At 73.6% G+C, this 23,874-nt stretch carries 22 protein-coding genes; 6 read left to right on the top strand and 16 right to left on the bottom strand.

What is annotated here, in order from left to right:
• Nucleotides 1–3: 3 nt before the first annotated feature.
• The 7 genes from rimM to ffh all read right to left on the bottom strand — a co-directional run bounded on the left by rimM (nt 4) and on the right by ffh (nt 5,364).
• Nucleotides 4–624 carry a ribosome maturation factor RimM gene (rimM, locus tag IEX22_RS11350; protein ID WP_188668518.1) on the bottom strand — a complete coding sequence of 207 codons (621 nt, stop codon included), beginning with the start codon at nt 622–624 and terminating at the stop codon, nt 4–6.
• 171 nt (nt 625–795) lie between these two features.
• The gene (locus IEX22_RS11345) at nt 796–1,044 is read right to left on the bottom strand and encodes an RNA-binding protein (protein WP_188668517.1); all 249 of its coding nucleotides are present in this window, start codon (nt 1,042–1,044) and stop codon (nt 796–798) included.
• The gene (gene rpsP / locus IEX22_RS11340; RefSeq protein ID WP_188668516.1) at nt 1,041–1,457 is read right to left on the bottom strand and encodes a 30S ribosomal protein S16; all 417 of its coding nucleotides are present in this window, start codon (nt 1,455–1,457) and stop codon (nt 1,041–1,043) included. Before rpsP ends, IEX22_RS11345 begins: the two co-directional genes overlap by 4 nt.
• A 192-nt stretch (nt 1,458–1,649) precedes the next feature.
• Nucleotides 1,650–2,522 carry a VOC family protein gene (locus IEX22_RS11335; RefSeq protein WP_188668515.1) on the bottom strand — a complete coding sequence of 291 codons (873 nt, stop codon included), beginning with the start codon at nt 2,520–2,522 and terminating at the stop codon, nt 1,650–1,652.
• Between the two features lie 52 nt (nt 2,523–2,574).
• A complete protein-coding gene (locus tag IEX22_RS11330) occupies nt 2,575–3,183 on the bottom strand; it encodes an alpha/beta fold hydrolase (protein WP_188668563.1) in 609 nt (202 codons plus the stop codon).
• A 106-nt stretch (nt 3,184–3,289) separates the two neighbouring features.
• Complete coding sequence (locus IEX22_RS11325; RefSeq protein ID WP_229659974.1) at nt 3,290–3,778, bottom strand: NUDIX domain-containing protein; 489 nt, start codon at nt 3,776–3,778, stop codon at nt 3,290–3,292.
• Nucleotides 3,775–5,364, bottom strand: coding sequence for a signal recognition particle protein (gene ffh, locus IEX22_RS11320; RefSeq protein WP_188668514.1), 1,590 nt, complete (start codon nt 5,362–5,364; stop codon nt 3,775–3,777). The genes IEX22_RS11325 and ffh overlap by 4 nt, the downstream gene beginning before the upstream one ends.
• Before the next feature lie 219 nt (nt 5,365–5,583).
• On the opposite strand from ffh, the gene IEX22_RS11315 reads away from it, so the two are divergent.
• On the top strand, nt 5,584–5,889 hold the full coding sequence (locus tag IEX22_RS11315; RefSeq protein ID WP_188668566.1) for a DUF6480 family protein: 306 nt from the start codon (nt 5,584–5,586) through the stop codon (nt 5,887–5,889).
• Between the two features lie 77 nt (nt 5,890–5,966).
• Here IEX22_RS11315 and IEX22_RS11310 read toward each other — a convergent pair whose 3' ends face one another.
• The 3 genes from IEX22_RS11310 to ftsY all read right to left on the bottom strand — a co-directional run bounded on the left by IEX22_RS11310 (nt 5,967) and on the right by ftsY (nt 9,109).
• Nucleotides 5,967–6,305: a P-II family nitrogen regulator gene (locus tag IEX22_RS11310; RefSeq protein ID WP_188668513.1), complete on the bottom strand. Its 339-nt coding sequence runs from the start codon at nt 6,303–6,305 to the stop codon at nt 5,967–5,969.
• Entirely contained in the window at nt 6,302–7,642 is a 1,341-nt protein-coding gene (locus IEX22_RS11305) for an ammonium transporter (RefSeq protein WP_188668512.1), read from the bottom strand. Before IEX22_RS11305 ends, IEX22_RS11310 begins: the two co-directional genes overlap by 4 nt.
• A gap of 324 nt (nt 7,643–7,966) precedes the next feature.
• Nucleotides 7,967–9,109: a signal recognition particle-docking protein FtsY gene (ftsY, locus tag IEX22_RS11300; protein WP_188668561.1), complete on the bottom strand. Its 1,143-nt coding sequence runs from the start codon at nt 9,107–9,109 to the stop codon at nt 7,967–7,969.
• Between the two features lie 110 nt (nt 9,110–9,219).
• On the opposite strand from ftsY, the gene IEX22_RS11295 reads away from it, so the two are divergent.
• Nucleotides 9,220–10,521 carry an MFS transporter gene (locus IEX22_RS11295; protein WP_188668511.1) on the top strand — a complete coding sequence of 434 codons (1,302 nt, stop codon included), beginning with the start codon at nt 9,220–9,222 and terminating at the stop codon, nt 10,519–10,521.
• Nucleotides 10,522–10,579: 58 nt separating this feature from the next.
• Here the strand turns inward: IEX22_RS11295 and smc are convergent, their stop codons facing one another.
• Nucleotides 10,580–14,158 carry a chromosome segregation protein SMC gene (smc, locus tag IEX22_RS11290; RefSeq protein ID WP_188668510.1) on the bottom strand — a complete coding sequence of 1,193 codons (3,579 nt, stop codon included), beginning with the start codon at nt 14,156–14,158 and terminating at the stop codon, nt 10,580–10,582.
• A gap of 254 nt (nt 14,159–14,412) precedes the next feature.
• Here smc and IEX22_RS11285 point away from each other — a divergent pair, with 254 nt between their 5' ends.
• Genes IEX22_RS11285 through IEX22_RS11275 form a run of 3 tightly spaced genes read left to right on the top strand, consistent with a single transcriptional unit; the run spans nt 14,413 to nt 19,120 of the window.
• Complete coding sequence (locus IEX22_RS11285) at nt 14,413–15,438, top strand: 3-oxoacyl-ACP synthase III (RefSeq protein WP_188668509.1); 1,026 nt, start codon at nt 14,413–14,415, stop codon at nt 15,436–15,438.
• Nucleotides 15,432–18,113 (top strand): alpha/beta fold hydrolase, encoded by a 2,682-nt coding sequence (locus IEX22_RS11280; RefSeq protein ID WP_188668560.1) that lies wholly within the window; start codon nt 15,432–15,434, stop codon nt 18,111–18,113. The genes IEX22_RS11285 and IEX22_RS11280 overlap by 7 nt, the downstream gene beginning before the upstream one ends.
• Nucleotides 18,110–19,120, top strand: coding sequence for an NAD-dependent epimerase/dehydratase family protein (locus IEX22_RS11275; protein ID WP_188668508.1), 1,011 nt, complete (start codon nt 18,110–18,112; stop codon nt 19,118–19,120). The genes IEX22_RS11280 and IEX22_RS11275 overlap by 4 nt, the downstream gene beginning before the upstream one ends.
• 158 nt (nt 19,121–19,278) lie before the next feature.
• Here IEX22_RS11275 and mutM read toward each other — a convergent pair whose 3' ends face one another.
• From mutM to coaD, 5 genes are all read right to left on the bottom strand, one after another.
• Nucleotides 19,279–20,235, bottom strand: a complete 957-nt coding sequence (gene mutM / locus IEX22_RS11270; protein WP_188668507.1) for a bifunctional DNA-formamidopyrimidine glycosylase/DNA-(apurinic or apyrimidinic site) lyase — start codon at nt 20,233–20,235, stop codon at nt 19,279–19,281.
• Between the two features lie 18 nt (nt 20,236–20,253).
• Nucleotides 20,254–21,105 carry a ribonuclease III gene (gene rnc, locus IEX22_RS11265; protein WP_188668506.1) on the bottom strand — a complete coding sequence of 284 codons (852 nt, stop codon included), beginning with the start codon at nt 21,103–21,105 and terminating at the stop codon, nt 20,254–20,256.
• A gap of 58 nt (nt 21,106–21,163) precedes the next feature.
• Nucleotides 21,164–21,367 carry a 50S ribosomal protein L32 gene (gene rpmF, locus IEX22_RS11260; protein ID WP_076692848.1) on the bottom strand — a complete coding sequence of 68 codons (204 nt, stop codon included), beginning with the start codon at nt 21,365–21,367 and terminating at the stop codon, nt 21,164–21,166.
• Nucleotides 21,368–21,382: 15 nt separating this feature from the next.
• Nucleotides 21,383–21,922 (bottom strand): YceD family protein, encoded by a 540-nt coding sequence (locus tag IEX22_RS11255; RefSeq protein ID WP_188668559.1) that lies wholly within the window; start codon nt 21,920–21,922, stop codon nt 21,383–21,385.
• Nucleotides 21,923–22,035: 113 nt separating this feature from the next.
• The gene (gene coaD, locus IEX22_RS11250; RefSeq protein ID WP_188668505.1) at nt 22,036–22,521 is read right to left on the bottom strand and encodes a pantetheine-phosphate adenylyltransferase; all 486 of its coding nucleotides are present in this window, start codon (nt 22,519–22,521) and stop codon (nt 22,036–22,038) included.
• 112 nt (nt 22,522–22,633) lie between these two features.
• Here coaD and IEX22_RS11245 point away from each other — a divergent pair, with 112 nt between their 5' ends.
• On the top strand, nt 22,634–23,872 hold the full coding sequence (locus IEX22_RS11245) for an aminotransferase class I/II-fold pyridoxal phosphate-dependent enzyme (RefSeq protein WP_188668504.1): 1,239 nt from the start codon (nt 22,634–22,636) through the stop codon (nt 23,870–23,872).
• Nucleotides 23,873–23,874 lie beyond the last annotated feature (2 nt).

Genomic DNA, 23,874 nt, shown 5'->3' with positions numbered 1-23,874 from the left:
GTCTCAGGCCGACCCGTCGCGGTCGGGGCCCACGTCGCCGGGCGCCTGCCCGCCAGCCGTTTCCTCGGCGGCGTCGGCCGTGTTCAGCTCCAGCAGGCCCGGGGGCGGGGTGAGGATCACGCGGCGCGCCTCGAGGTCGACGGTCGGCACGATCTGCTCGACGAACGGCACGAGCACCTCCCGCCCGTCGGTCAGCTCGATGACGAGCAGGTCCTGGGCGGGCATGGTCTGCAGCGCCATGACCCGGCCGATCCGCCGGCCGCGCTCCCCCGCGTCGTCGGCGTCGTCCGCGGCGAGCACGACGTCCAGATCGACGAGCTCGTGCTCGTACCAGGCGTCGTCGTCGCCCTCGTCCTCCTCGGTGTCCAGCAGCAGGCGCGCTCCGCGCAGGCGCTCGGCCTGGTTGCGGTCGTCGACCTCGTCGAAGCCGAGCAGCAGGATGCCCTTGTTCCAGCGGGCGGATCGGACGGTCAGCGGACCGTCGGCGCTGTCCGAGCCGGCCGCCTCGACCTCGAGCACGGCCCCGGGAACGAACCGGTTCTCGGGATCGTCGGTCAGCACCTCGGCGGTCACCTCGCCCCGGATGCCGTGGGGTCTACCGATCCGGGCGATGCGCACCTGCACTGTGGGCCTGCCTTCCGTGGGGTCGCCGAGAGCCGGCGCAGACGAATGCACCGGCGGAACGCCGGTGTCGGGGGTCACGGCCGGGAAGGCCGGGAAACAGCGCGGCCCCGCCGCTCGGTGGGGAGCGGCGGGGCCGTGCACTGCTCGGTGTCGAGCACGATTCCGTGGTGCTCAGCGGCGACGGTCGGTGTCGACGACGTCGACACGCACGTCGTCGCCGCCCTCCAGGGCGGACACGACGGTGCGCAGCGCACGCGCCGTCCGGCCCTGCCGGCCGATGACCCGGCCGAGGTCGTCCGGGTGCACCCGGACCTCGAGGGTCTCACCGCGACGGTTGTTCTTCGCGGTGACGTTGACGTCGTCGGGGCTGTCGACGATGCCGCGCACGAGGTGCTCGAGCGCTTCCGGAAGGACGCTCACTGGTCCGCGTCAGCCGATTCGGCGGTCTCGGCGGGAGCCTCGGCGGCGGGCGCCTCGGGAGCCTTCTTGGACTCGGGGATGATGACCGAGTTCTTCTCGGGGGCCACGAAGGCGGCCTTGCCCTCGCGGGTCTTCAGCCGGCCCTCGGCGCCGGGCAGACCCTTGAACTTCTGCCAGTCACCGGTGACCTTGAGGATGGCGAGGACCTGCTCGGTCGGCTGCGCGCCGACGCCCAGCCAGTACTGCGCGCGATCCGAGTCGACCTCGATGAACGAGGGGTTCTCGGTCGGGTGGTACTTGCCGATCTCCTCGATCGCGCGACCGTCCCGCTTGGTGCGGGAGTCGGCGACGACGATGCGGTAGTAGGGGGCACGGATCTTGCCCATGCGCTTGAGGCGAATCTTGACGGCCACTGGTGTGACTCACTCCTGTGCTGGTCGAAAGTCGAACCCGTATGACGCACCCGTGGGGCAGGCCGATCCGTGGGGTTCTGGGGACTGGTGACCGCCCGGTTGAGAGGGGCCGGGCGCACCGAGTACCCGTCCATTATGCCAGAAGGGACGGACGCCGGAGGCCAACGCCGCCGATGACGTCGACGGTGGGGGTCAGGCGGCGGCGACGCGCAGCTCGTTCCGCCACGGATCGGCGAAGACGAGGGCGTTGCCGCGCCCGTGGTCCTGCACCGCGACCGGGATGCCGGCCGCGTCGAGCTGCTCGCGCAGGGCGGCGACATCGGCGTCGGACGGCACGGCGATCTCGACCCGGCCGAGGCCCAGGGTGTCCCGCCGCGGACCGGCACCGGCGCTGTTCCACACGTTCATCGCCATGTGGTGGTGGTACCCGCCCGCAGAGACGAACAGGGCGGTCTCCCCCAGCCGGGCGGTGGCCGCGAACCCGAGGGCGCCGACGTAGAAGTCGTGCGCGGTGGCGACGTCACCGACCTGCAGGTGCACGTGCCCGACCGTCGCCGGGTCCGCCTGCGGCTCGTCGTGCCGGACGTGCTCGTCCAGGAACGCCCGCCCGTCGAGCGGATCCACGGTCATGTGCACCGCGTCGTGCTGCCAGTGCCACGCCTCCCGCGGCCGGTCCCAGTACAGCTCGATGCCGTTGTTCTCGGGGTCCTGGAAGTAGAACGCCTGGCTCACGGCGTGATCCTGCGCGCCGACGTACCGGCCCTCGGGGCGGCGCAGCGCCGCGGCGACGGTGTCGGCCAGCTGACTGCGGTCCTCGAACAGCAGGGCCGTGTGGAACAGCCCGGCCTCGGACCGGGACGGCAGGCGCAGGCCGTGGCCGTCGGTGATCCGCACCAGGCCGGCGCCGCCGCGGCCCAGCAGCACGCCGTCGGCGTCGGAGGCGACCTCGGTCAGGCCGAGCGCGGCCTGGTAGTAGCCGACCAGGGCGGGCAGGTCACCGGCGCGCAGGGTGAGCACGCCCATGGCGGTGTCGTCGGGCAGACGGTCATTTACTTGAAGCTTCATGTTTATCCCAACGCGCGGGTGCCGGCGGACATTCCCGCGGGGAGCCGGCGGGTCACGCCGCGGCCCGCGCGGTCCCGGTGAGGAACGCGGTGAGCACGGCGTGCCCCTCGGCATCGTCCTGCGGACGGTGGTCCCGGCCGGCGACGACGTGGCGGGCGCCGGTGGACGCGAGGAATCCCGCGACCTCCTCGTAGAGCGGCTCCCAGCCGCCGGTGACGACGAGGGTCGGGACACCGGGCACGATGCCGAGGTCGGGCCGCGTGTCGCGGTCGACGAGGGCGGCGGGCACCGGCGGGATCGCGGGCTGCGCCGCCGTCAGGTGGGCCGCGGTGACGGAAAGGTCTCGGGTCAGGGCGAAGGCGGCCGGCTCGAACAGGGTGAGCGACCTGACCAGGTCGGGGCGCCGGACGGCGGCCAGCAGGGCGCTGACCGCCCCCACGTCGTGCGCCACCAGGTGACCGCCGCCGGCGGCGGCCAGATGGCTCAGGATCGAGGCGGCATCGACGTCGACGTCGGGCTCCCGGACCTGGCCGGCGACCTCGTGGCCGCTGCGGCGCAGGAACAGGCAGTCCCACCGCCCCGCCAGCAGGTGCTGCTCCGGCCAGGCGGCCGCTCCCGCGCCGTCGGACCCGTGCACGAAGACCACTCTTTTCATGTCCACCACCTTGGCATCCGCCACCGACGGTCCCGGGACGGTCCCGGCGCGGTCGGCGGCCTCGAGCAACAGGTACCGGCCCGGAGGCGACGGCACCCGCGGCGTCCGGGACTCAGCCCCGGCCGTTGACCAGTTCCCGCGTCTGGCCGTCCGCGAGGGCGGCCAGCCCGACGGCGATCCGGTTCGCCAGTCCCGGCATCGCCAGGGTCGCGACGTCGGCGGGCGGGACGAAGCGATAACCGAGCAGCTCCTCGGCCTGCACGCTGACCGCCGTGTCGGCGTCGATCGTGCCGCCGTCGTAGAGGAAGATCGTCGCGTCGCCCCAGACACCGTGGGAGATGCCGTGCTCGACGACGAGCAGCCGGCCCACCGGCAGGTCGAGGCCGACCTCCTCGAGCACCTCACGGGTACAGCCCGTCCGCGGGTCCTCGCCGGCCTCCACCGTGCCCCCGGGCAGCTCCCAGCCCTGCTTGTAGTTGGGCTGGACCATCAACACGCGACCGTCGGGGTCCCGGATCAGCGCGCCCGCCGCGAGCCGACGACGCGGCAGCGTGGCGATGAACGCGGCGAGCTCGGGCTCGCTGAGGTAGGAGTCGATCACTTGCCGAGGAACTTCTCGAAACCGGCGGGCAGGTTCAGGGCCGACGGGTCGAAGTCCTCCGCGCCGGCGTCCTTGCCGAACGCGGCCCCGGTGTTGACCGGCTGGCTACCCCGCTCGCGGCGCGCCTGAGCGGCCGCGGCCTCCTGGGCACGCTTGGCCGGGTTGCCGGAACGGGAGCTCTTGGCGGCCTTCGCGTTCTTGCCCTTCTTGCGCGGCGAGTTGAAGCCCCCCGGGCCGGCCATGCCCGGCATGCCGGGGACACCGCCGCCGCGGGCCATCTGCCGCATCATCTTCTGCGCCTGGGTGAACCGCTCCATCAGCTGGTTCACCTCGGAGACGGTGACGCCGGAACCGCGGGCGATGCGGGCACGCCGGGAGCCGTTCATGATCTTCGGGGCGACCCGCTCGTGCGGGGTCATGGACCGGACGATCGCCTCGACCCGGTCGATCTCCCGCTCGTCGAAGTTCTCGAGCTGCTCACGGATGCCGGCGGCGCCGGGCATCATCATGAGCATCTTCTTCATCGAGCCCATCTTGCGGATCTGCTGCATCTGGGCGAGGAAGTCCTCGAAGGTGAAGTCCTCCTGGTCGGCGAACTTCTTCGCCATCCGGTCGGCCTCGGCCTTGTCCCAGGAGCGCTCGGCCTGCTCGATCAGGGAGAGCACGTCGCCCATGTCGAGGATGCGGCCGGCCATCCGGTCCGGGTGGAACAGCTCGAAGTCGTCCAGGCCCTCGCCGGTGGAGGCGAACATGACGGGCTGGCCTGTCACCGAGGCGACGGACAGGGCGGCACCACCGCGGGCGTCGCCGTCGAGCTTGGAGAGCACGACGCCGGTGAAGGCGACGCCCTCCTGGAAGGCGAGCGCCGTGTTGACCGCGTCCTGGCCGATCATCGCGTCGATGACGAACAGCACCTCGTCGGGGCTGGTCGCCGCGCGGATGTCGGCGGCCTGCTGCATCATCTCGGCGTCGACGCCGAGGCGACCGGCGGTGTCGATGATGACGACGTCGTGCAGCTTGTTCCGTGCCTCGGTGACGCCGTCGCGCGCCACCTGCACCGGGTTCCCGGTGGGCACGTCAGCCTCGCTCGTGGTGCCCGGGTGCGGCGCGTACACGCCGACGCCGGCGCGCTGGCCGACGATCTGCAGCTGGGTGACGGCGTTGGGACGCTGCAGGTCCGCCGCGACGAGCAGCGGCTTGTGGCCCTGCGCGGCCAGCCACTTGCCGAGCTTGCCGGCCAGGGTCGTCTTGCCGGCGCCCTGCAGGCCCGCGAGCATGATCACCGTCGGCGGGTGCTTGGCGAACCGGATCCGCCGGGTCGCGCCGCCGAGGACGCCCTGGAGCTCCTCGTTGACGATCTTGACGATCTGCTGCGCCGGGTTCAGGGCCGCAGCCACCTCGGCCCCGAGGGCGCGCTCGCGGATGCTGGCGGTGAACTCGCGCACCACGGGCACGGCGACGTCCGCGTCGAGCAGCGCGCGCCGGATCTCCCGCACGGTGGCGTCGACGTCGGCCTCGCTGAGGCGGCCCTTGCCGCGCAGGTTCTTGAAGGTGGCGGTGAGCCGATCAGACAGTGAAGTGAACACGGTTCTACAGACTTCTCTCGTCGGTGGGTGGACACCGCGGGCCGGGCATCGCGGGCGTCGGTCGCCGGGCCGGCCGTGGCGTGCGACCAGTGACCCAGCTTAGCAAGGCGACCCCTGCCGGTGCCCCCGGCGTTGCTTGTCCGGGGGCGCGGTCCGACCCTAGGCTCGCAGGACCGCGACGCAGCTCCTGCGCGGCGGGACGACGCACGAGGAGGAACCGTGAGCGAGAACGCCAGCACCGGCAGCGTGCCGAGCGACCCGATCGGCCCCGGCCCGATCACCGAGACCGGCAGCGACGACCCGGCGGCCCGCGCGACGGAGCCGGACGCCGCTCCCCCGGGACCCGAGGCGGCGTCGGAGGACGCCGCCACCGGCGCCGACTCGACGCCGTCCGCGGCGGGCGACCCGCACCCGGACCCCGAGCGCGATCGCGTCACGGGGCTGGAACCGGGCGGTGGCGTCCCTCCCGGGGAGACCCCGCCCGCGGAGGACCAGATGAGCGGGGACCAGGGCCACGACGAGTAGCCCGGACCGGCACGGACCACGGCACCGCCCGGCATCGTGAGCACGATGCCGGGCGGTGCCGTGGTCGGGGCCGGGGGTCAGACCGCGGCGTCGCCGCGCTCGCCGGTGCGAACCCGGACCGCCTCCTCGACCTGCGTGATCCAGACCTTGCCGTCCCCGGCGCGGCCGGTGTTGGCGGTGGAGACGAGGACGTCGACGATGTCCGAGGCGGCGTGATCGGGGACCAGGATCTCGACGCGGGTCTTGCGCAGCAGGTCCGAGGTGTACTCCGCCCCCCGATACACCTCGGTGTGGCCCCGCTGCCGGCCGTAGCCGCTGGCGTGGGAGACGGTCAGCCCGCGGACGCCGTAGGACTCGAGGGCCGAGCGGATGTCGTCGACCTTCTCCGGTCGGATGATCGCGGTCACCAGTTTCATGCAGACACCTCTTCGATCGCGCCGTCGGGAGTCTGCACCAGGTGCCGTCCCGCGTGGAAGTTCCCTCCGGCTTCGTTGTACTGGTAGGCCGTCTCGGCGTGCTGCGTGAGGTCGACGCCGGTCACCTCGTGCTCCTCGCTGATGCGGAAGCCCAGGGACTTGGAGATCAGCCAGGCGAGCACGAACGCGATGGCGAACGAGTAGATCAGGACGGCGAACGCACCGATGGCCTGCAGGCCGAGCTGGGTCAGCCCGCCGCCGTAGAACAGACCGGTGGCACCGGCGGGCGAACCCGGGTCTGCGGCCAGGCCGATGAACAGGGTGCCGATGATGCCCCCCACCAGGTGCACGCCGACGACGTCGAGGGAGTCGTCGTAGCCCCAGCGGTACTTCAGGCCGACGGCCAGGGCGCAGGCGACGCCCGCGATCAGGCCGAGCACGATCGACCACAGCGGGGTGAGGGAACTGCAGGCCGGCGTGATGGCGACCAGCCCGGCCACCGCACCGGACGCCGCTCCGAGGGACGTGGCGTGCCCGTCGCGCAGCCGCTCGACCAGCAGCCAGCCGAGGATCGCGGCACACGGGGCGACCAGCGTGTTGATCCACGCGTACCCGGCGACGGCGTTCGCGCCCAGCGCCGAGCCGGCGTTGAAGCCGAACCAGCCGAACCACAGCAGGCCCGCGCCGAGCATCACCAGCGGCAGGTTGTGCGGGCGGTGCCCGGAGTCCTTGCCGAAGCCTTTGCGTTTGCCGAGGACGAGGGCCAGCGCGAGCGCCGCCGCACCGGCGTTGATGTGCACGGCGGTGCCGCCGGCGAAGTCGATCACCCCGAGGCCCTGGCCGATCCAGCCGCCGATGTTGTTGTCGTTGGAGTCGGTGTTGAAGTCGAACACCCAGTGCGCGACCGGGAAGTAGACCAGCACGGCCCAGAACCCGGCGAACAGCATCCAGGCGCCGAACTTCGCCCGGTCGGCGATCGCCCCGGAGATCAGCGCGACGGTGATGATCGCGAAGACGGCCTGGAAGCCGACGAACACGATCTCGGGGATGCTGCCGGACATCGCCGCACCGTCCCCGGTGTCGAGCACGCCCTGCAGCCCGAACTTCTCGAACGGATTGCCCACCAGACCGGCCCCGATGTCGGTGCCGAAGGCCATGGAGTAGCCCACCAGCACCCACAGCACGCCGACCAGGGCCAGCGCGCCGAAGCTCATCATCATCATGTTCAGCACGCCCTTGGCGCGGGTCATGCCGCCGTAGAAGAACGCCAGACCCGGCGTCATCAACAGGACCAGTGCGGCCGAGACCAGCACCCAGGCGGTTGCGCCAGTGTCCATGCCCATACCCTTCCTCGAAGAGGTCATTCGATCCGATGCGACGGAGCGGTCGGGCCGCGGTCGTGCGGCGGGACGGCTCCGTGCCCCGATCTCGAGCATGGTGGGCGCGTGTTTCACGGCCCGGCGGGGTGCATTGCCGGGGCGTTACGGATGGGGATCGCGGGTAAAAGGGCCGTCACCGGCGTGTTTCGATCAGGTGAACCGGCCCGTCAGGGCACACCAACCACGCCAGCTCGTCAATAGATGCTCGAACGAGGCCGGAATCGGCCGCTCTGGAACATCTAGTGACGAGCTGGCGTGAAGGGGTGGAAGGACGAGGGAAGGTCAGTCGATGATGGCGTCGACGAAGTCCCCGGCGTCGAACGGGGCCAGGTCGTCCGGCCCCTCGCCGAGGCCGACCAGCTTGACCGGGACGCCGAGCGCCCGCTGAATGGCGACGACGATGCCGCCCTTGGCGGTGCCGTCGAGCTTGGTCAGCACGATGCCGGTGATGTTGACGACCTGCGCGAACACGGCGGCCTGGGTCATGCCGTTCTGCCCGGTCGTGGCGTCCAGGACGAGGAGCACCTCGTCGACGGTGGCCTGCTTCTCGATGGTGCGCTTGAGCTTGCCGAGCTCGTCCATCAGGCCGGCCTTGTTCTGCAGGCGGCCGGCCGTGTCGATCATGACGACGTCGGCCTCCACCTCGATACCCGCGCGGACGGCGTCGTAGGCGACCGAGGACGGGTCGGCGCCCTCGACGTCGCTGCGCACCGTGGGCACGCCCACCCGCTGCCCCCATGTGGCCAGCTGGTCGGCGGCGGCGGCGCGGAAGGTGTCCGCCGCACCGAGCAGCACGTCCTTGTCCTCGGCGACCAGCACACGGGCCAGCTTGCCGACGGTCGTGGTCTTGCCGGTCCCGTTGACGCCGACGACGAGGACGATGGCGGGCCGGCCGTCATGCCGGGTGGTCTTCACGGTGCGGTCCATGGTCGGGTCGACCAGGCGAAGGAGCTCCTCACGCAGCATCGCCTTGACCCGCTCGGGGTCGCGCGTGCCCTCGACCCGCACCCGCTCGCGCAGGGCGTCGACCAGCTGCATCGACGGCTCCGTGCCGAGGTCCGCGAGCAGCAGGGTCTCCTCGATCTCCTCCCACACGCCCTCGTCGATGGTCTCGCGCGAGAGCAGGGTGAGCAGACCGCGGCCGAGCGTCGAGTTGGACCGGGACAACCGATCCCGCAGCCGGACGAGGCGGCCGCCGACCGCGGCGGGCCGCTCGATCTCGGGGGCGGGCGGTGCCGTGGTACCCGGCTCGGCGAGCTCGGGCCGGTCGAGGGTGCCGACGCCGCCGGGCCCCGGGTCGTTGGCGTCCCGCGTGGAGGTGTAGGGGCTGCGGGCGCCGCCGCGGGGGCGCCGGGTGGTGCGCACCAGCGCGATCAGCACGGTGCCGATGACGGCGATCGCGGCGACGACGAAGACGATGATCATGACGGGGTCGAGTGCACCATTCACCCCGCCAGCTTCTCACGGTCCCCGCGCCGGCGGATCGGTGCGGGCCCGGCCGCCGGGCCGGCACCGCGTGGCAGACTCGTCCTGCCATGCCGACTCCTCCGCCCCATCCCGCGCCCGCCCCCGTGCCTCCGCCCGCCGACCGCGCCCTGCCGGCCGGGTCACGCCGCCGGCGGCCGCGAGCGCCGCGGACCCCGATCCCGCCGGCCATCCTCGTCCTCATCGCGGCGGCCTTCGTCATCGCGCTGGGTTTCGGCCTGGTCGCGCCCGTGCTGCCCCAGCTGGCCCACTCCTTCGACGTCGGCACCACGGCGGCCGCCGCCATCGTCAGCGTCTTCGCCCTCGCCCGGCTGGTGTTCGCCCCGGCGGGGGGCCGACTGGTGGAGCGACTCGGTGAGCGGCCGGTCTATGTGGCGGGACTGGCGATCGTCGGACTCTCGTCGCTGACCTGTGCCTTCGCCACCGACTACGTCCAGCTGCTGCTGTTCCGGGGCCTCGGTGGCCTCGGGTCGACGATGTTCACGGTCTCGGCGCTCGGGCTCATCGTGCGGCTCGCCCCGGCGGGGGCCCGCGGGCGGATCTCCAGTTACTACGCCGGCTCGTTCCTGCTCGGCAACATCGCCGGCCCGGTGGTCGGCGGCGTGCTCGGCGGCCTGGGCCTGCGGGTGCCGTTCGTCGTCTACGGCCTCCTGCTGCTGGCGACCGCGGCGTTCGTGTTCGTGCGTCTGCGCGCCGCGACCGGCAGTGCCGCGACGATCGGCGGCGAGGCGGGGACTCCGCCGGTGCTGCCCCTCCGGACGGCTTTCGGGGACAGCGCCTACCGGGCGGCGATCGGCTCCAGCTTCGCCAACGGGTGGGGTGTCTTCGGGGTCCGGGTGGCGCTGGTGCCGCTGTTCGCCACCGCGGCGCTGGGCGCCGGACCGGCGCTGGCCGGCGCCGCCCTGGCGATCTTCGCCGTCGGCAACGCCCTCGCGCTGCCGCTGGCCGGGCGGTTGACGGACGCCTACGGACGCCGTCCGCTCGTGCTCGCCGGGCTGGCCACCACGGGGATCGCGACGATGGCCCTCGGGCTGGTGCCGAACGTCGCCGTCTTCATCGTGGCCTCGATCGTCGCCGGGGTCGGTGCCGGGCTACTCGGCCCGGCGCAGCAGGCCGCGGTCGCCGACGTGATCGGGCCGGAGCGCAGCTCGGGCCGCGTGCTCGCCGCGTTCCAGATGGCCGCCGACACGGGCACGATCATCGGCCCGCTGCTGGCCGGCTTCCTGGTGGACACCCTCTCCTACGGGTGGGCCTTCGCCGTCACCGGCGCCGTGTGCCTGCTGGCGATGGTGCCGTGGCTGGTGGCGCGCGAGACGCTTCCGGCGACGACGACGGAGCCGGCAGGCAGCTGACGCCGGCAAGGCAGCCCTCCTGCAGGCCACCTTCGACGTGACCCCTCCTGCGGGACAGCTAGTGAAGAACCCCGATCCGCTGGCTGATGACGGCCGAGACGCCGTCACCGCGCATGCTCACCCCGTACAGGGCGTCGGCGATCTCCATCGTCCGCTTCTGGTGCGTGATGATGATGAGCTGGCTCGACGCGCGCAGCTCCTCGAGGATGCCGATGAGGCGTTGCAGGTTGGTGTCGTCCAGGGCCGCCTCGACCTCGTCCATGACGTAGAACGGGCTGGGCCGGGCCATGAATATCGCCACCAGCAGCGCCACCGCCGTCAGGGACCGCTCCCCGCCCGAGAGCAGGGACAGCCGCTTGACCTTCTTGCCCGCCGGCCGCGCCTCGATCTCGACACCGGTGGCGAGCAGATCGTCGGGGTCGGTGAGCACGAGCCTGCCCTCGCCGCCCGGGAACAGCCGGGAGAAGACGTGCTCGAACTGGGCGGCGGTGTCGGCGAAGGCGGCGCCGAAGACCTCCTGCACCCGCTGGTCCACCTCGGCGATGATCTGCAGCAGGTCCGCCCGGCTGGACTTGAGGTCCTCGAGCTGGCTCGACAGGAACTGGTGCCGCTCCTCCAGTGCCGCGAACTCCTCCAGCGCCAGCGGGTTGACCTTGCCGAGCGCCGCGAGATCCCGCTCCGCCCTGCGCAGCCGCTTCGCCTGCTCATCCCGGACGAACGGCACCGTCTCGACGGTCGCCGGCCCGAGGTCGGCCCACTTGTCCTCGACCGGCGCCGTGACCGGCACGGGCACCTCCGGCCCGTACTCCGCGATCAGGTTCTCGGCGCTCAGGCCGAGCTCGTCCGCGGCCCGGTTCTGCAGGGCCTCGATCGCCGCGCGCTGCCGCTCCCGGGCCAGTTCGTCCCGGTGCACGCTGTCCACCAGCTGGGCGAGTTCCCGGCCGATGTCCTCGTTGCCGCCGCGGATCTCGGTCAGGTCGGCGTCCAGCCGGGCGCGGGTCTGCTCGGCCGCGTCCCGCGCGGCGGCGGCCAACTCGAGGGAGACGGTCACGTGGTCGGCGACGACGACGGCGGCGGACCCGACGGCGAGCGCCTTGCCCGCCTGGTATCGGCGGCGGCGGGCCAGCTGCTCCGCCTCGGCCCGGGCGGCCTTCTCGGTGCGGGCGGCCCGCTCCAGGGACTGGGCCCGCTGGCTGCACGAGGTCAGCTGCTCCTCGGTGCTGCGCACGCTCAGCCGCGCCTCCATCTCGGCGGCGCGGGCGGCGGTGGCCGCGGCCGCGAGCTCGTCCCGGCGGTCGGTGTCCGGTTCCGCGGCCTCCTCGGGCGCCTCCCGGGCGGCGGTCAGCCGGTCGGCCGCCGCGGCCAGGGCGGCCTGCTCCCGCTCGATGGTGGCGCGGGCCGTCTCGACGGCGGCGTCCAGCCGGGTGCGCTCCGCCTCGGCCGACCGCATCGCGGAGCCGAAGCCGGCGAGCCGTTCGGCGACGGCGGCGAGCCGGGCGTCCGAGGTGTGCAGGTCGTCCAGCGCGGCGTCGGCCTCGGTCTTCGCGTCGGCGAGCCGTGCCGTGATGCCGGACTGGGCGAAGCGGGCCTGCTCCCAGCGGGCGGTGGCGGCGTCGCGCGCGGTCCGCGACTCGTCGATCGCCGCCTGCAGCTCAATGAGGCTGGCCTCGCTGGCGGCGCCGCCGTGGGCGCTGACGGCGGTGAACACGTCGCCGTCCTCGGTCACCACCCGGGCGCGCGGGTGTGCGGCGAGCACGGCGGCGCCGACCCGGGCGTCGGGCACGACCACGACGTCGGCGAGCAGGCTGTCCAGCGTGCTGCCCAGCGCCTCGTCGGCGCGGATCAGCGCGGTGGCACGGGTCGCGCCCGCGGGCAGGGCGGCGTCGGCCGGCAGCAGCGACGGCAGGGCGGGGGCGTCGTCGATGAGCAGGTCGGCCCGGCCGGCGTCCCGCTCGCGCAGCAGGTCGAGGGCCCGCTCGGCGGCCTCGTGGTCGGTGACGGCGAGCGCCTCGGCGGCGGCGCCCAGGGCGGCGGCGATGGCCGGCTCGTAGCCCTGGGCCACCCCGACCAGCTCGGCGACGCCGCCGACCACCCCGTCGAGCCGCCCCTCGAGCACGGCACCGCGCAGGGTCTCCGCGCCGTCACGGCGGTCCAGGCCCACCTGCAACGCCTCGATCCGGGCGGTGAGCGCATCCCGCTCGCGCTCGGCGTCGCGCTCCTCTTGCCGGGCGGTCTCCAGCTCCGCCTCCAGCTGCTCGACGCGGGCGCTGGCCTGCTCGTACGCGGCGTCCAGGCCCTCCTCCCCCTCCTCGACCCCGGCGACCTGGCCCTCCAGGGCGGCGAACTCGGAGCGGGCACCCTCGGCGCGGGCCGTGGCGTCGGCGATCATCTCCCGCAACCGGCCGAGCTCCGCCTCGGCGGACTCGACGCGGGTGCGCGCGGCTCCGACGGCCCCGGTGAGCCGGGCGATGCCCTCCCGCCGGTCGGCGGCGGCGCGCATCAGGGCGGTGAGGCGTTTGTCCTCGGCGGCGGCGTCGGCCTCGGCGCGGGCACGGGCGTCGAGCGCCGCGGTCAACGTCCCACGGGCCGCCTCCAGCGCCCGCCCGAGTTCGGTCTCCTCGGCGCGGACGGCGGCGGCCTGCTGCTCGAGCTGCTCGGGGTCCCGGCCGCTGCGAGCGGGCGCTTCGGCGCTGCCGAGCAGCCGGCGGCGCTCCTCGGCCAGCTGGGCGAGCGCGGTGAACCGGTCCCGCAGGGAGGAGAGCTGGTACCAGGTGTCCCGGGCGGCGTTCAGGGCCGGCGTGGCCCGGGCTGCCGCCGCCTCGAGTTCGCCCTGCCGTTCCCGGCCGGCCTCGAGCCCGGTCTCCAGCTCGGCGCGGCGGGCGCGCATGGCCTCCTCGTCGGCCAGGTCGGTGGCGAGGCGTTCGGTCAGGGTGACGAGCTCGTCGGCGAGCAGCCGGGCCTTCGCGTCGCGGACCTCGAACTGGACCTGCTGGGCGCGGCGGGCGACCGCGGCCTGTTTGCCGAGCGGGGTCAGCTGCCGCCGGATCTCCCCGGTGAGGTCGGTGAGCCGGGTGAGGTTGGCCTGCATCGCCTCGAGCTTGCGGACCGTCTTCTCCTTGCGGCGACGGTGTTTGAGGATGCCGGCGGCCTCCTCGATGAACCCGCGGCGGTCCTCCCCGGTGGCGTGCAGCACGGCGTCGAGCTGGCCCTGGCCCACGATGACGTGCATCTGCCGGCCGAGCCCGGAGTCGGAGAGCAGTTCCTGGATGTCGAGCAGCCGGCAGGTGGCGCCGTTGATGGCGTACTCGGAGCCCCCGGACCGGAACAGGGTCCGGGAGATGGTGACCTCGGTGTACTCGATCGGCAGGGCGCCGTCGGTGTTGTCGATGGTCAGGGACACCTGCGCCCGGCCCAGCGGCGGCCGGCCGGAGGTGCCGGCGAAGATGACGTCCTCCATCTTGCCGCCCCGCAGGGTCTTGGCGCCCTGCTCCCCCATCACCCAGGCGAGGGCGTCGACGACGTTCGACTTGCCCGATCCGTTGGGCCCGACGACGGCGGTGACGCCCGGTTCGAACTGGAACGTGGTCGCCGACGCGAACGATTTGAAGCCGCGCACCGTGAGCGTCTTCAGGTGCACCGTGGCCCTCCCGTCGCCGCACCAGGGGTGAGATGGCGCACCGGATCCGGCCGCGCTGGGGTCCAGCGTATCGGTAAGCACGGATAGTATTCACGGAGGCGCATATGCAGGCAGGGGCGGTGACGGTCCATAGTGGTAGAGACTCGTGTCGCGTCCACCAGGCCCGGCGTGGGCCGCGTCCCCCCGGGGCGTGGCTCCGGCGACGCTGCGGGCCGCGCTGCTCCAGCCAGCTCCAGACGACGAAAGCTCGTGATTTGACCGGCAACGCTACCTTCCTCCACCGCAACACCGCCCTGCTCTCCGTCACGAGCATCGAGGCGCCCGTGGTGGTCCCCAGCACGGAGTTCGACGACCGGCTCGCGGGGGCGCTCAAGCGCCTGCGGCTCTCCCGCAAGCTGCTGGAACGGGTGGCCGGCATCCGGGAACGCCGCTGGTGGGCCCCGGGCACCGCGTTCGACGACGCCGCGACCGAGGCGGGGGCGAAGGCCCTGGCCGCCGCCGGCATCGAGCCCGGCCAGGTCGGCCTGCTGATCAACACGTCGGTCACGCGCGCCAACCTCGAGCCGTCCGTCGCCGTGAAGATCCACCACGGGCTCGGCCTGCCGTCCTCGGCCCTCAACTTCGACGTCGCCAACGCGTGCCTCGGCTTCGTCAACGGCATCTCCCTCGCGGCGAACATGATCGACGCCGGGCAGATCCAGTACGCCGTCATCGTCAACGGCGAGGACGCGCAGGCCACGCAGGAGGCCACCATCGAGCGGCTGAACGGCCCGGACGCCACGCGGGCCGACTTCAACCGCGAGTTCGCCACGCTCACGCTGGGCTCGGGCGCCGCGGCCGCGGTCCTCGGCCCCGCGGACGCGCACCCCGGTTCCCATCGGATCGTCGGCGGCGTCTCCCGTGCCGGCAGCGAGCACCACGAGCTGTGTGTGGGCGGGGTCGGCGGCATGTACACCGACCACGGGGGTCTGCTCAAGGGCGGTCTCGCCCTCGTCACCGACGCCTGGCGCGAGGCCCACGAACACGGGTGGGACTGGACCGACATGGACCGCTACGTCACCCACCAGGTCAGCACCATCCACACCGACGCCATCATCGAGGCCGTCGGGCTGGACAAGTCGCGGGTGCCGATGACCTTCCCGACCTGGGGCAACGTCGGTCCGGCGTCCCTGCCGATGACCCTGGCCACGGAGTCGCAGACGCTCAACGCCGGGGACCGGGTGCTGTGCATGGGAGTGGGCTCCGGCCTGAACACGGCGATGCTGGAGATCGCCTGGTGACATCCGCCTGGCCCGGCGTACCGGAGGGCTGCTCCCGGTACCTGCCGGTCACCTCCTCCGCCGCCGTCGACGCCGGTGCCGTGCACCGCTGGCACGTGCTCGACAATGCCGCCCTGCTGCCCGCCGACGTCGAACCCGCCGGCACCCTGCTGTGCGTGCACGGCAACCCCACGTGGAGCTACCTGTGGCGCTCCCTCCTCGAGCCGGCCGCCCGCCGCACCGCGGAGGAGGGCGGCCCCTGGCGGGTGATCGCCGTCGACCAGCTCGACATGGGCCTCTCCGCCCGCACCGGCCCGCGCCGGCTCGCGGACCGCGTGACCGACCTCGGGGACCTCACCCACGCGCTCGGGGTGACCGGGCCCGTCGTCACGGTGGGTCACGACTGGGGGGGCAGCATCAGCCTCGGCTGGGCCCTGGACCACCCCGACCTGCTGGCCGGCGTCGTGCTGACCAACACCGCGGTCCACCAGCCCACCGGCACGCCGATCCCGTGGCCGCTGCGGCTGGCGCTGCACCCGGCCGTGCACCGGCCCGGCACGGTGGGCACGACGGCGTTCATCGACGTCACCCTCGGCCTCGCCCGGCCGGCCCTCGACCCGGCCGTCCGCCGCGCCTACCGGACCCCGTACCGGCACACCCGCCGCCGCGGTGGTGTCGGCCAGTTCGTCGCCGACATCCCGGTCGACGCGGGCACCCCGAGTTTCCCGGAGCTGGACCGGATCGCGGAGGGGATCCGCGCCCTGACCGTGCCCGCGCTGATGCTCTGGGGACCCGAGGACCCGATCTTCTCGGACCGGTACCTGCGCGACCTGATCGACCGGCTCCCGCACGCGGACGTCCACCGGTTCGAGGGCGCGGGCCATCTCGTCATCGAGGACGCCCCGGTCGCCGCCACGGTCCTCGACTGGCTCGACCGCCGACTGCCGGCCGACCGCCCCGACACCGACCAGGGGCGCGGGTCCCGCCTGACCCTGGCCGACCGCGACCACCGGCCCCTGTGGGCGACCCTCGAGGAACGGGCCGACGACACCGCCACCGCGGTCGTCGACATGGGCGGCCCCGGGGGCACGGCTGCGCGCCTGGGCTGGGACGCCCTGGCCGCCCGCGTCGACCGGTTGCGCCGCGGCCTGCTCGCCGTCGGCGTCCGCCCCGGGCACCGGATCAGTCTGCTGGTGCCTCCGGGCATCGACCTGACCTGCCTGATCTACGCGAGCCTGCGGCTGGGCGCCGTGATCGTCGTCGCCGACGCCGGCCTCGGCCCCCGCGGGCTCTCCCGCGCCGTGCGCGGCGCCGGGCCGGACTGGGTGATCGGCATCGACCGCGCCCTCGTCGCTGCCCGGGCCTTCGGCTGGCCGGGCCGGCGGATCGCGATGCGCACCCCGGACCCGGTGACCCGCCGGGTGCTCGGCGTGGACCACAGCCTCGCCGAGGTGCTCGCCGCCGGGGACGCGGCGCCCGCACCGGCGGATCCGGGTCACGAGCCGCAGCCGGACGATCCGGCCGCGATCCTGTTCACCTCCGGGTCCACCGGACCGGCCAAGGGCGTCGCCTACACGCACCGGCAGCTCGCCGCGATGTGCCGGGCGGTGTCCACCACCTACGGCCTCGCCCCCGGCACCGCGCTGGTGGCCGCCTTCGCGCCGTTCGCGCTGCTCGGGCCGGCGCTGGGCGCGACGTCGGTGAGCCCGGCCATGGACGTGACCGCGCCGGCGACGCTGACGGCGTCCGCGCTGGCCGACGCGGCCGCGGCCGTCGAAGCGACCGCCGTGTTCGCCTCCCCCGCCGCGCTGGTCAACGTGCTCGCGACCGCCGAGGGGCTCGACGGCGTCCAGCGGGAGACCCTCGCCCGGGTCGACCTGCTCCTGTCCGCCGGCGCCCCGATCGGGGAACCGCTGCTCACCGCGGTCGCCGCGCTCGTGCCGCACGCCCGGCTGCACACCCCGTACGGCATGACCGAGGCGCTGCCGATCACGGACATCGACCTGCCCGGGATCAGGGCCGCCGCGGCCGACGCGCTGGTCGCTCCCGGTTCCGCCGGTACAGTGACGGGCGCCGGCAACGGGGTCTGCGTGGGCACGCCGGTGCCGGGTGCGCGTGTCGCGATCAGCGCCTTCGACGCGGCCGGCTCACCCGTCGGCGACCCGTCCGGCGTCCCGGGCGTGTCCGGTGAGATCCTCGTCGCCGCCCCGCACGTCAAGGACCACTACGACCGGTTGTACCGGACCGAGGCCGCGGCGTTCGATCGCGGCTGGCACCGCACCGGCGACGTCGGCCACCTCGACGCGGCCGGCCGACTGTGGGTCGAGGGGCGGCTGCAGCACGTCCTGAGCACCAGCGCCGGACCCGTCACGCCGGTCGAGGCCGAGCAGCGGATGTCCACCGTCGACGGCGTCGCCCGCACCGCCCTGGTGGGGGTCGGCCCGGCGGGTGCGCAGGTCGCGGTCGCCGTCGTCGAGACCGACCCGGGCGCCCGCACGGACGGGCCCGCGCCGCGGCACACCGCGCAGGCCCTGCGCTCGGCGCTCGCCCCGGTACTCCCCCACCTCGACCTCGCGGCCGTGCTGCAGGTGCGCCGGTTGCCCACCGACATCCGGCACAACTCCAAGGTGGACCGCACCGCGCTGGCCGGCTGGGCAGCCGACGTCCTGGCCGGGAAGCGGGTGTCCGCGCCGTGAGCGCCGGGTCCGGCAGGCACGGCTCCCGCCGGGTGCTCGTCACCGGGGCCAGCGGGCTGCTCGGCTCCGCCGTCGCGCGGCTTCTCGTCGCCCAGGGGCACACGGTCCGCACGTTCCAGCGCCGCCCGGCGCGGGTACCGGCCGCGGCCGACGTCCTCGGTGCGATGACCGACCCGGAGGCCCTGGCGCGTGCCGTCGGCGGCGTCGACGCGGTCATCCACCTCGCGGCGAAGGTGTCCTTCGCCGGGGACCCGCGTGAGTTCGTCGCGGTCAACGTCGACGGGACGGCCGCCCTGCTGGACGCCGCCCGCTCGTCCGGGGTCGGCGACGTCGTGTTCGTCTCCTCCCCCTCCGTGGCCCACCACGGGACGTCCCTCGTCGGTGCCGGTGCCGGTCCGGCCGACCCGCGGCACGCCCGCGGCGACTACGCCCGCACCAAGGCCGCCGCCGAACTGCTCGCCCTCGCCGCCGACGCCCCGGGGTTCCGGGTCACCGCGATCCGGCCGCACATCGTCTGGGGACCGGGCGACACCCAGTTGGTGGAGCGGGTGGTCGACCGGGCCCGGCGCGGCCGGCTGCCGCTGCTGGACGCCGGCGCCGCCCTGATCGATACCACCTACCTGGACAACGCGGCCGCCGCGATCGTCGCCGGGCTGCACCGGATGGAGCAGGCGCACGGGCAGGCCCTCGTCGTCACCAACGGGCAGCCGCGCATGGTCGGCGAGCTGATCGGCGGCATCTGCCGGGCCGCGGGCGTGCCGGAGCCGGCGTGGCACGTGTCGGGCCGGGTCGCCCGGGCCGCGGGCGGGGTGATCGAGGCGGCGTGGCGGGTCCGGCGCTTCCCGAAGGACAGCACCGACGAGCCGCCCATGACGCGGTTTCTCGCCGAGCAGCTCTCCACGGCGCACTGGTTCGACCAGCGGCGCACCCGCGAGGTGCTGGACTGGACGCCGGCGGTCACCATCGACGACGGCCTGGCCCGCCTGGCGGCGCACTACGGCGGCTAGGCCGCCGGAACGCGGGGACAGTCCGCCAGCGGCGGCGCAAGGGCTACCGCGAGTGTGACGGATGAGGCCCATGAGACAGCGCGCACGCCACACGGGTCACGGGCGTCCCACTCGATGTCGCCGTCGCACCGTCGTGCCCGGAGCCGACGGAACGCGCCCTACCAGCGGGCGCGGCGGGGCTTCGGCTGGCACACGGGGCAGGTGAAGGAGCCCCGGTTCATGAAGGAGTCGCGCCGGACCACGCTGTGCCGGCCGTTCGCGGCGCAGCGCGGGCACAGCCGGCCCGCCTGCCCGTAGACGGCGAGCGACCGGTCGAAGTACCCGGACTGGCCGTTGACGTTGACGTAGAGCGCGTCGAAGCTGGTGCCGCCGGCGTCCAGCGCGGTGCCCATCACCTCCCGGCACGCGGCCAGCAGCCGCTCGACCTCGGGCCGGCGCAGCGTCTCGGTGGGCCGGGCGTAGTGCAGTCGTGCCCGCCACAGGGACTCATCGGCGTAGATGTTGCCGATGCCGGAGATGAGCGATTGATCGAGCAGGGCGCGCTTGATGCCGGTGCGGCGGCGCCGCAGTCGGGTGGTGAACGCGGCCACGTCGAAGGCCGGATCGAGGGGGTCGCGGGCGATGTGCGCCGCGCTGGCGGGGATCAGCGTCAGTTCGCTGCCGGACCCGCCCGGCGCGCCGTCCTCGGTGCAGACGAGCCGGTCGACGTGCATGCCGCCGAAGATGCGCTGGTCGACGAAACGCAACTGGCGCTCGGGACCGTCGCTCGGGGGTGCGTCGGCCGCGGGATCGAGGCGCAGCCGGATCCGCAGGTGCTTCTCGTCGGGCGAGGCCGCGGGTTGGATCAGCACCTGTCCGCTCATGCCCAGGTGCACGACGAGGGCGGTCGGCTCAGCGTCCGCGCCGGGAGCGGCCAACGGCAGCCAGAGGAACTTGCCGCGGCGGACGGCGGCGGTCAACCGACGTCCGGTCAGCGCGGCGGTGAAGGCCTCGGTGCCGCCCGGGTGGCGGCGGATCGACCGGGGGTCGACCACGTCGACGTCGGTCACGGTCCGGCCGACGGCCCACGGGGCGAGCCCGCGGCGGACGACCTCGACCTCGGGTAGCTCCGGCACGGTCGGCGGTCCGGCCGGTCAGGAAGCGGGTTCGGCGTCGGCCGATGCCAGGTCGGCGGTCGCGGCCGGGTGGGGCGCGGCGTCGCGCGCCGCGGACCGCTGGCCGTTGGTCGCTGCCGGGTTCCCGGCGGCACCGGCAGCAGCGCCGGCGGGCCGCGGCCCGTGCCCGTTCTCGGTGCCGAGCACCGCGGTGCGCTTGGCGGCCACGCGCCAGCCGGCGGCCGCGGCCTCCTGCTCGGCTTCCTTCTTGGAGTGCCCGCGCCCGACGCCGTAGACCTCGCCGGCGATCGTCAACGTCGCGGTGAAACGGCGGGCGTGGTCGGGGCCCTCGCCGACGACGTCGTAGTCGACGGGGCTGAGCTGCCGCAACGCCGCGTACTCCTGAATGCTGGTCTTCCAGTCGGTGCTGGCCATCAGCGCCTCGGCGTCCGTGAGCAGCGGGCCGACCAGGCGCATCACCAGGTCGCGAGCCACCTCGATGCCCCGGTCGACGTAGGTGGCGCCGAAGATGGCCTCCATGGTGTCGGCGAGGATGGACGCCTTGTCCCGGCCGTTGGTCATCTTCTCGCCCTGGCCGAGGTGGATGTGGTCCCCGACGCCGAGGCCGCGCGCGACGTTGGCCAGCGCCCGGGTGCTCACGACGGCGGAGCGCAGCTTGGCGAGTTCACCCTCGGAGAGGTCCGGGTTCTCCCGGAACAGGAAGTCGGTGACGGCGAAGCCGAGGATCGAGTCGCCGAGGAACTCGAGGCGCTCGTTGGTGGGGATGCCGCCGTGCTCGTAGGCGTACGAGCGGTGCGTGAGGGCAAGCGAGAGCAGCTCGGCGTCGATCGTGACGCCGAGCTGCTCCTGAAGCCAGTCGAGATCGCTCATCGGACGGGTCGGGCCAACACCACCGCGAACGGCGGGTCCGGCCGAGACCGCGGGGATCTCAGACGTCGGCGACCTTGCGGCCCTTGTACTCGCGGAACAGTGGGGTGCCGGCGGAGTCCGTCACGACCTTGGCGGTGTGCGGCAGGCTCCAGGACACCCGGCCGTTCTCGACGGTCTTGACCAGGGTGGGCACCTCGGCCTTCCACTGGGCACGGCGGGAACGCGTATTCGAGCGGGAGGTCTTCCGCTTGGGAACAGCCACGATTGACTCTTTTCTTCAGTTGCTCTTGCGTTGGTCGGTCTCGCCCGGGTCCGTCAGCAGGGACTCCAGAGCGTCCCAGCGCGGATCGCGCGACTCGTGCCGGTGACCCGGGTGGTCCTCCAGCCGTACCCCGCACTGCGGGCACAGGCCCTGACAGTCGGGCTTGCACACCGGCTGGAACGGCAGGTCGGTCACGAAGGCATCGCGCAGCAGCGGCTCCAGGTCGACACTCTCGTGCTCGACCCGGGGCAGGGCCTCGCCGTCCTCGTCCGTCGCCGGCTCGGGGTCGGTGAAGAACAGCTCCTGCACGTCCACCGTGAGGTCGTACGCGATGGGGTCCAGACACCGGACGCACTCGCCGGCCGCGCGGGCCGTCGCCGTTCCGGACACCAGGACACCCTCGTGCACCGCCTCCAGCCGCAGGTCCAGCTCGATGTCCGAGCCTGCGGGGATGCCGATCGTCGGGGTTCCGAACTCCTCCGGAGCCCCGATCCGTTCCTCGAGAGCACGCATCGCCCCGGGACTGCGCTGCAGTTCCCGGACACTGACCACCAGGGCATCCTGTGCCTGGCGCTGATGAGGGCGGCTGATGACGACTCCCGAAAAAGAACAGATGACCGACTGACCATTCTAGCCCGCCGGACCCCGATACCTCAAAAGCGGGCCGGTCAGGCGCGTCCGGCGGGTGGTGCGGTCATCCGCCGGTACACCGAGCGGGGCACGAATCCGGAGATGTCCCCGCCGAGGGAGCCGACCTCCTTGAGCAGGGTCGAGGAGAGGTGCACGTACGCCGGGTCGGCGGCGAGGAACACCGTCTCGACGCCGGTCAGGTGCCGGTTCATGGTCGCCATCGGCACCTCGAACGTCAGGTCGGCGGACGTCCGCACCCCCTTGACGATGGCGTCGGCCCCGTGCCGGCGGCAGAAGTCGGCGAGCAGGCCCTCCCCCATCGCCTCGATGGTGATGCCCCGCAGCGCGGACAGCGTCTCCCGCGCCATCTGCAGCCGTTCGTCCAGGCTGAACCGGTACCGCTTGGCCGGGTTGGTGGACACCGCCACGATGATCTCGTCGAAGAGGTTGCTGGCCCGGGCGATGATCTCCAGGTGCCCGTTGTGCAGGGGGTCGAAGGATCCGGGACAGACGGCGCGACGCATACTCCGCATGGTACCGACGGCCCGCCTCACGGGCAGGGTGGCGGCGTCATCCGCGCGCCGCCACCGGGCGCGCGAGATGGATCGGCGGCACCGGAGGGAACAGACTGGTCCCATGACGACGACGAACACCGGCACCCCGGTCGCCCCCTGGCAGCGGGCCGCGCGGGGCGCGAACCTGCTCGACGCGGACGGCACGCTGGCGGGGACGATCTTCGAGGAGATGACGGCGCTGGCGGGCGCGCACGACGCGGTGAACCTCGGCCAGGGGTTCCCGGACGAGGACGGTCCCGCCGCCATGCTGGAGGCGGCCCGGCGCGCCATCGCCGACGGCGCCAACCAGTACGCGCCCGGTCGCGGCGTGCCGGTGCTGCGGGAGGCGATCGCCGCCCACCAACGGCGGTTCTACGGGCTGACCGTGGATCCGGCCGAGGAGGTCATCGTCACCACCGGGGCCACCGAGGCGATCGCGGCCGCGCTGCTCGCCTTCGCCGGGCCCGGCGACGAGGTGCTGACCGTCGAGCCGTTCTACGACTCGTACGGCGCCCTGATCGAGCTGACGGGCGCCCGGCACACCACCGTGCCGCTGCGCGAACCCGACTTCCTGCCCGACCCGGAGGAGCTGGCCGCCGCCGTCACCGACCGCACCCGGGTCGTCCTGCTCAACAACCCGCACAACCCGACCGGTTCCCTGTTCGGGGCCGACGTGCTGGCGCCCCTCGTGGAGGCGGCGGCCCGGCACGACGCGATCATCGTCACCGACGAGGTGTACGAGCACCTCACGTTCGACGGGTTGCGGCACGTGCCGGTGGCGACCCTGCCCGGCGCCGCGGAACGCACCCTGACCATCTCCTCCGCCGGCAAGACGTTCTCGGTGACCGGTTGGAAGGTCGGCTGGCTGACGGGACCGGCACCGCTGGTCGCGGCGGTGCGCACGGTCAAGCAGTTCCTGACCTATTCCTCGGGCAGCCCCCTGCAGGGTGCGGTGGCGCTGGGCCTGGGACTGGGCGACGACGTCTACACCGGCCTGGCCACCACCCTGCAGCGCAAGCGCGACCTGCTCGTCGACGGCCTGCGCGGCGCGGGGTTCGCGGTCACCGTGCCGGCGGGCACCTACTTCGTCGTCGCCGATGCGACGCCGCTGCTCGGTGGTGACGTCGCGGACGGCGCGGCGCTCTGCCGGCGGCTGCCGGCCGCGGCCGGGGTCGCCGCCATCCCGCTCACCGCGTTCTGCCATCCCGGCAGCGCGGCGGCCGCGACGGCATCCCGGCTGATCCGGTTCGCGTTCTGCAAGCGGGAGGACGTGCTGGCCGAGGCGGTGCGACGGCTCACGGCCTTCGGGTCGGCCGGCTGACG

The sequence above is a fragment of the Tersicoccus solisilvae genome (assembly GCF_014643255.1).
GTDB lineage: Bacteria > Actinomycetota > Actinomycetes > Actinomycetales > Micrococcaceae > Tersicoccus > Tersicoccus solisilvae.
This window is presented reverse-complemented; position numbering and strand designations above follow the sequence as displayed.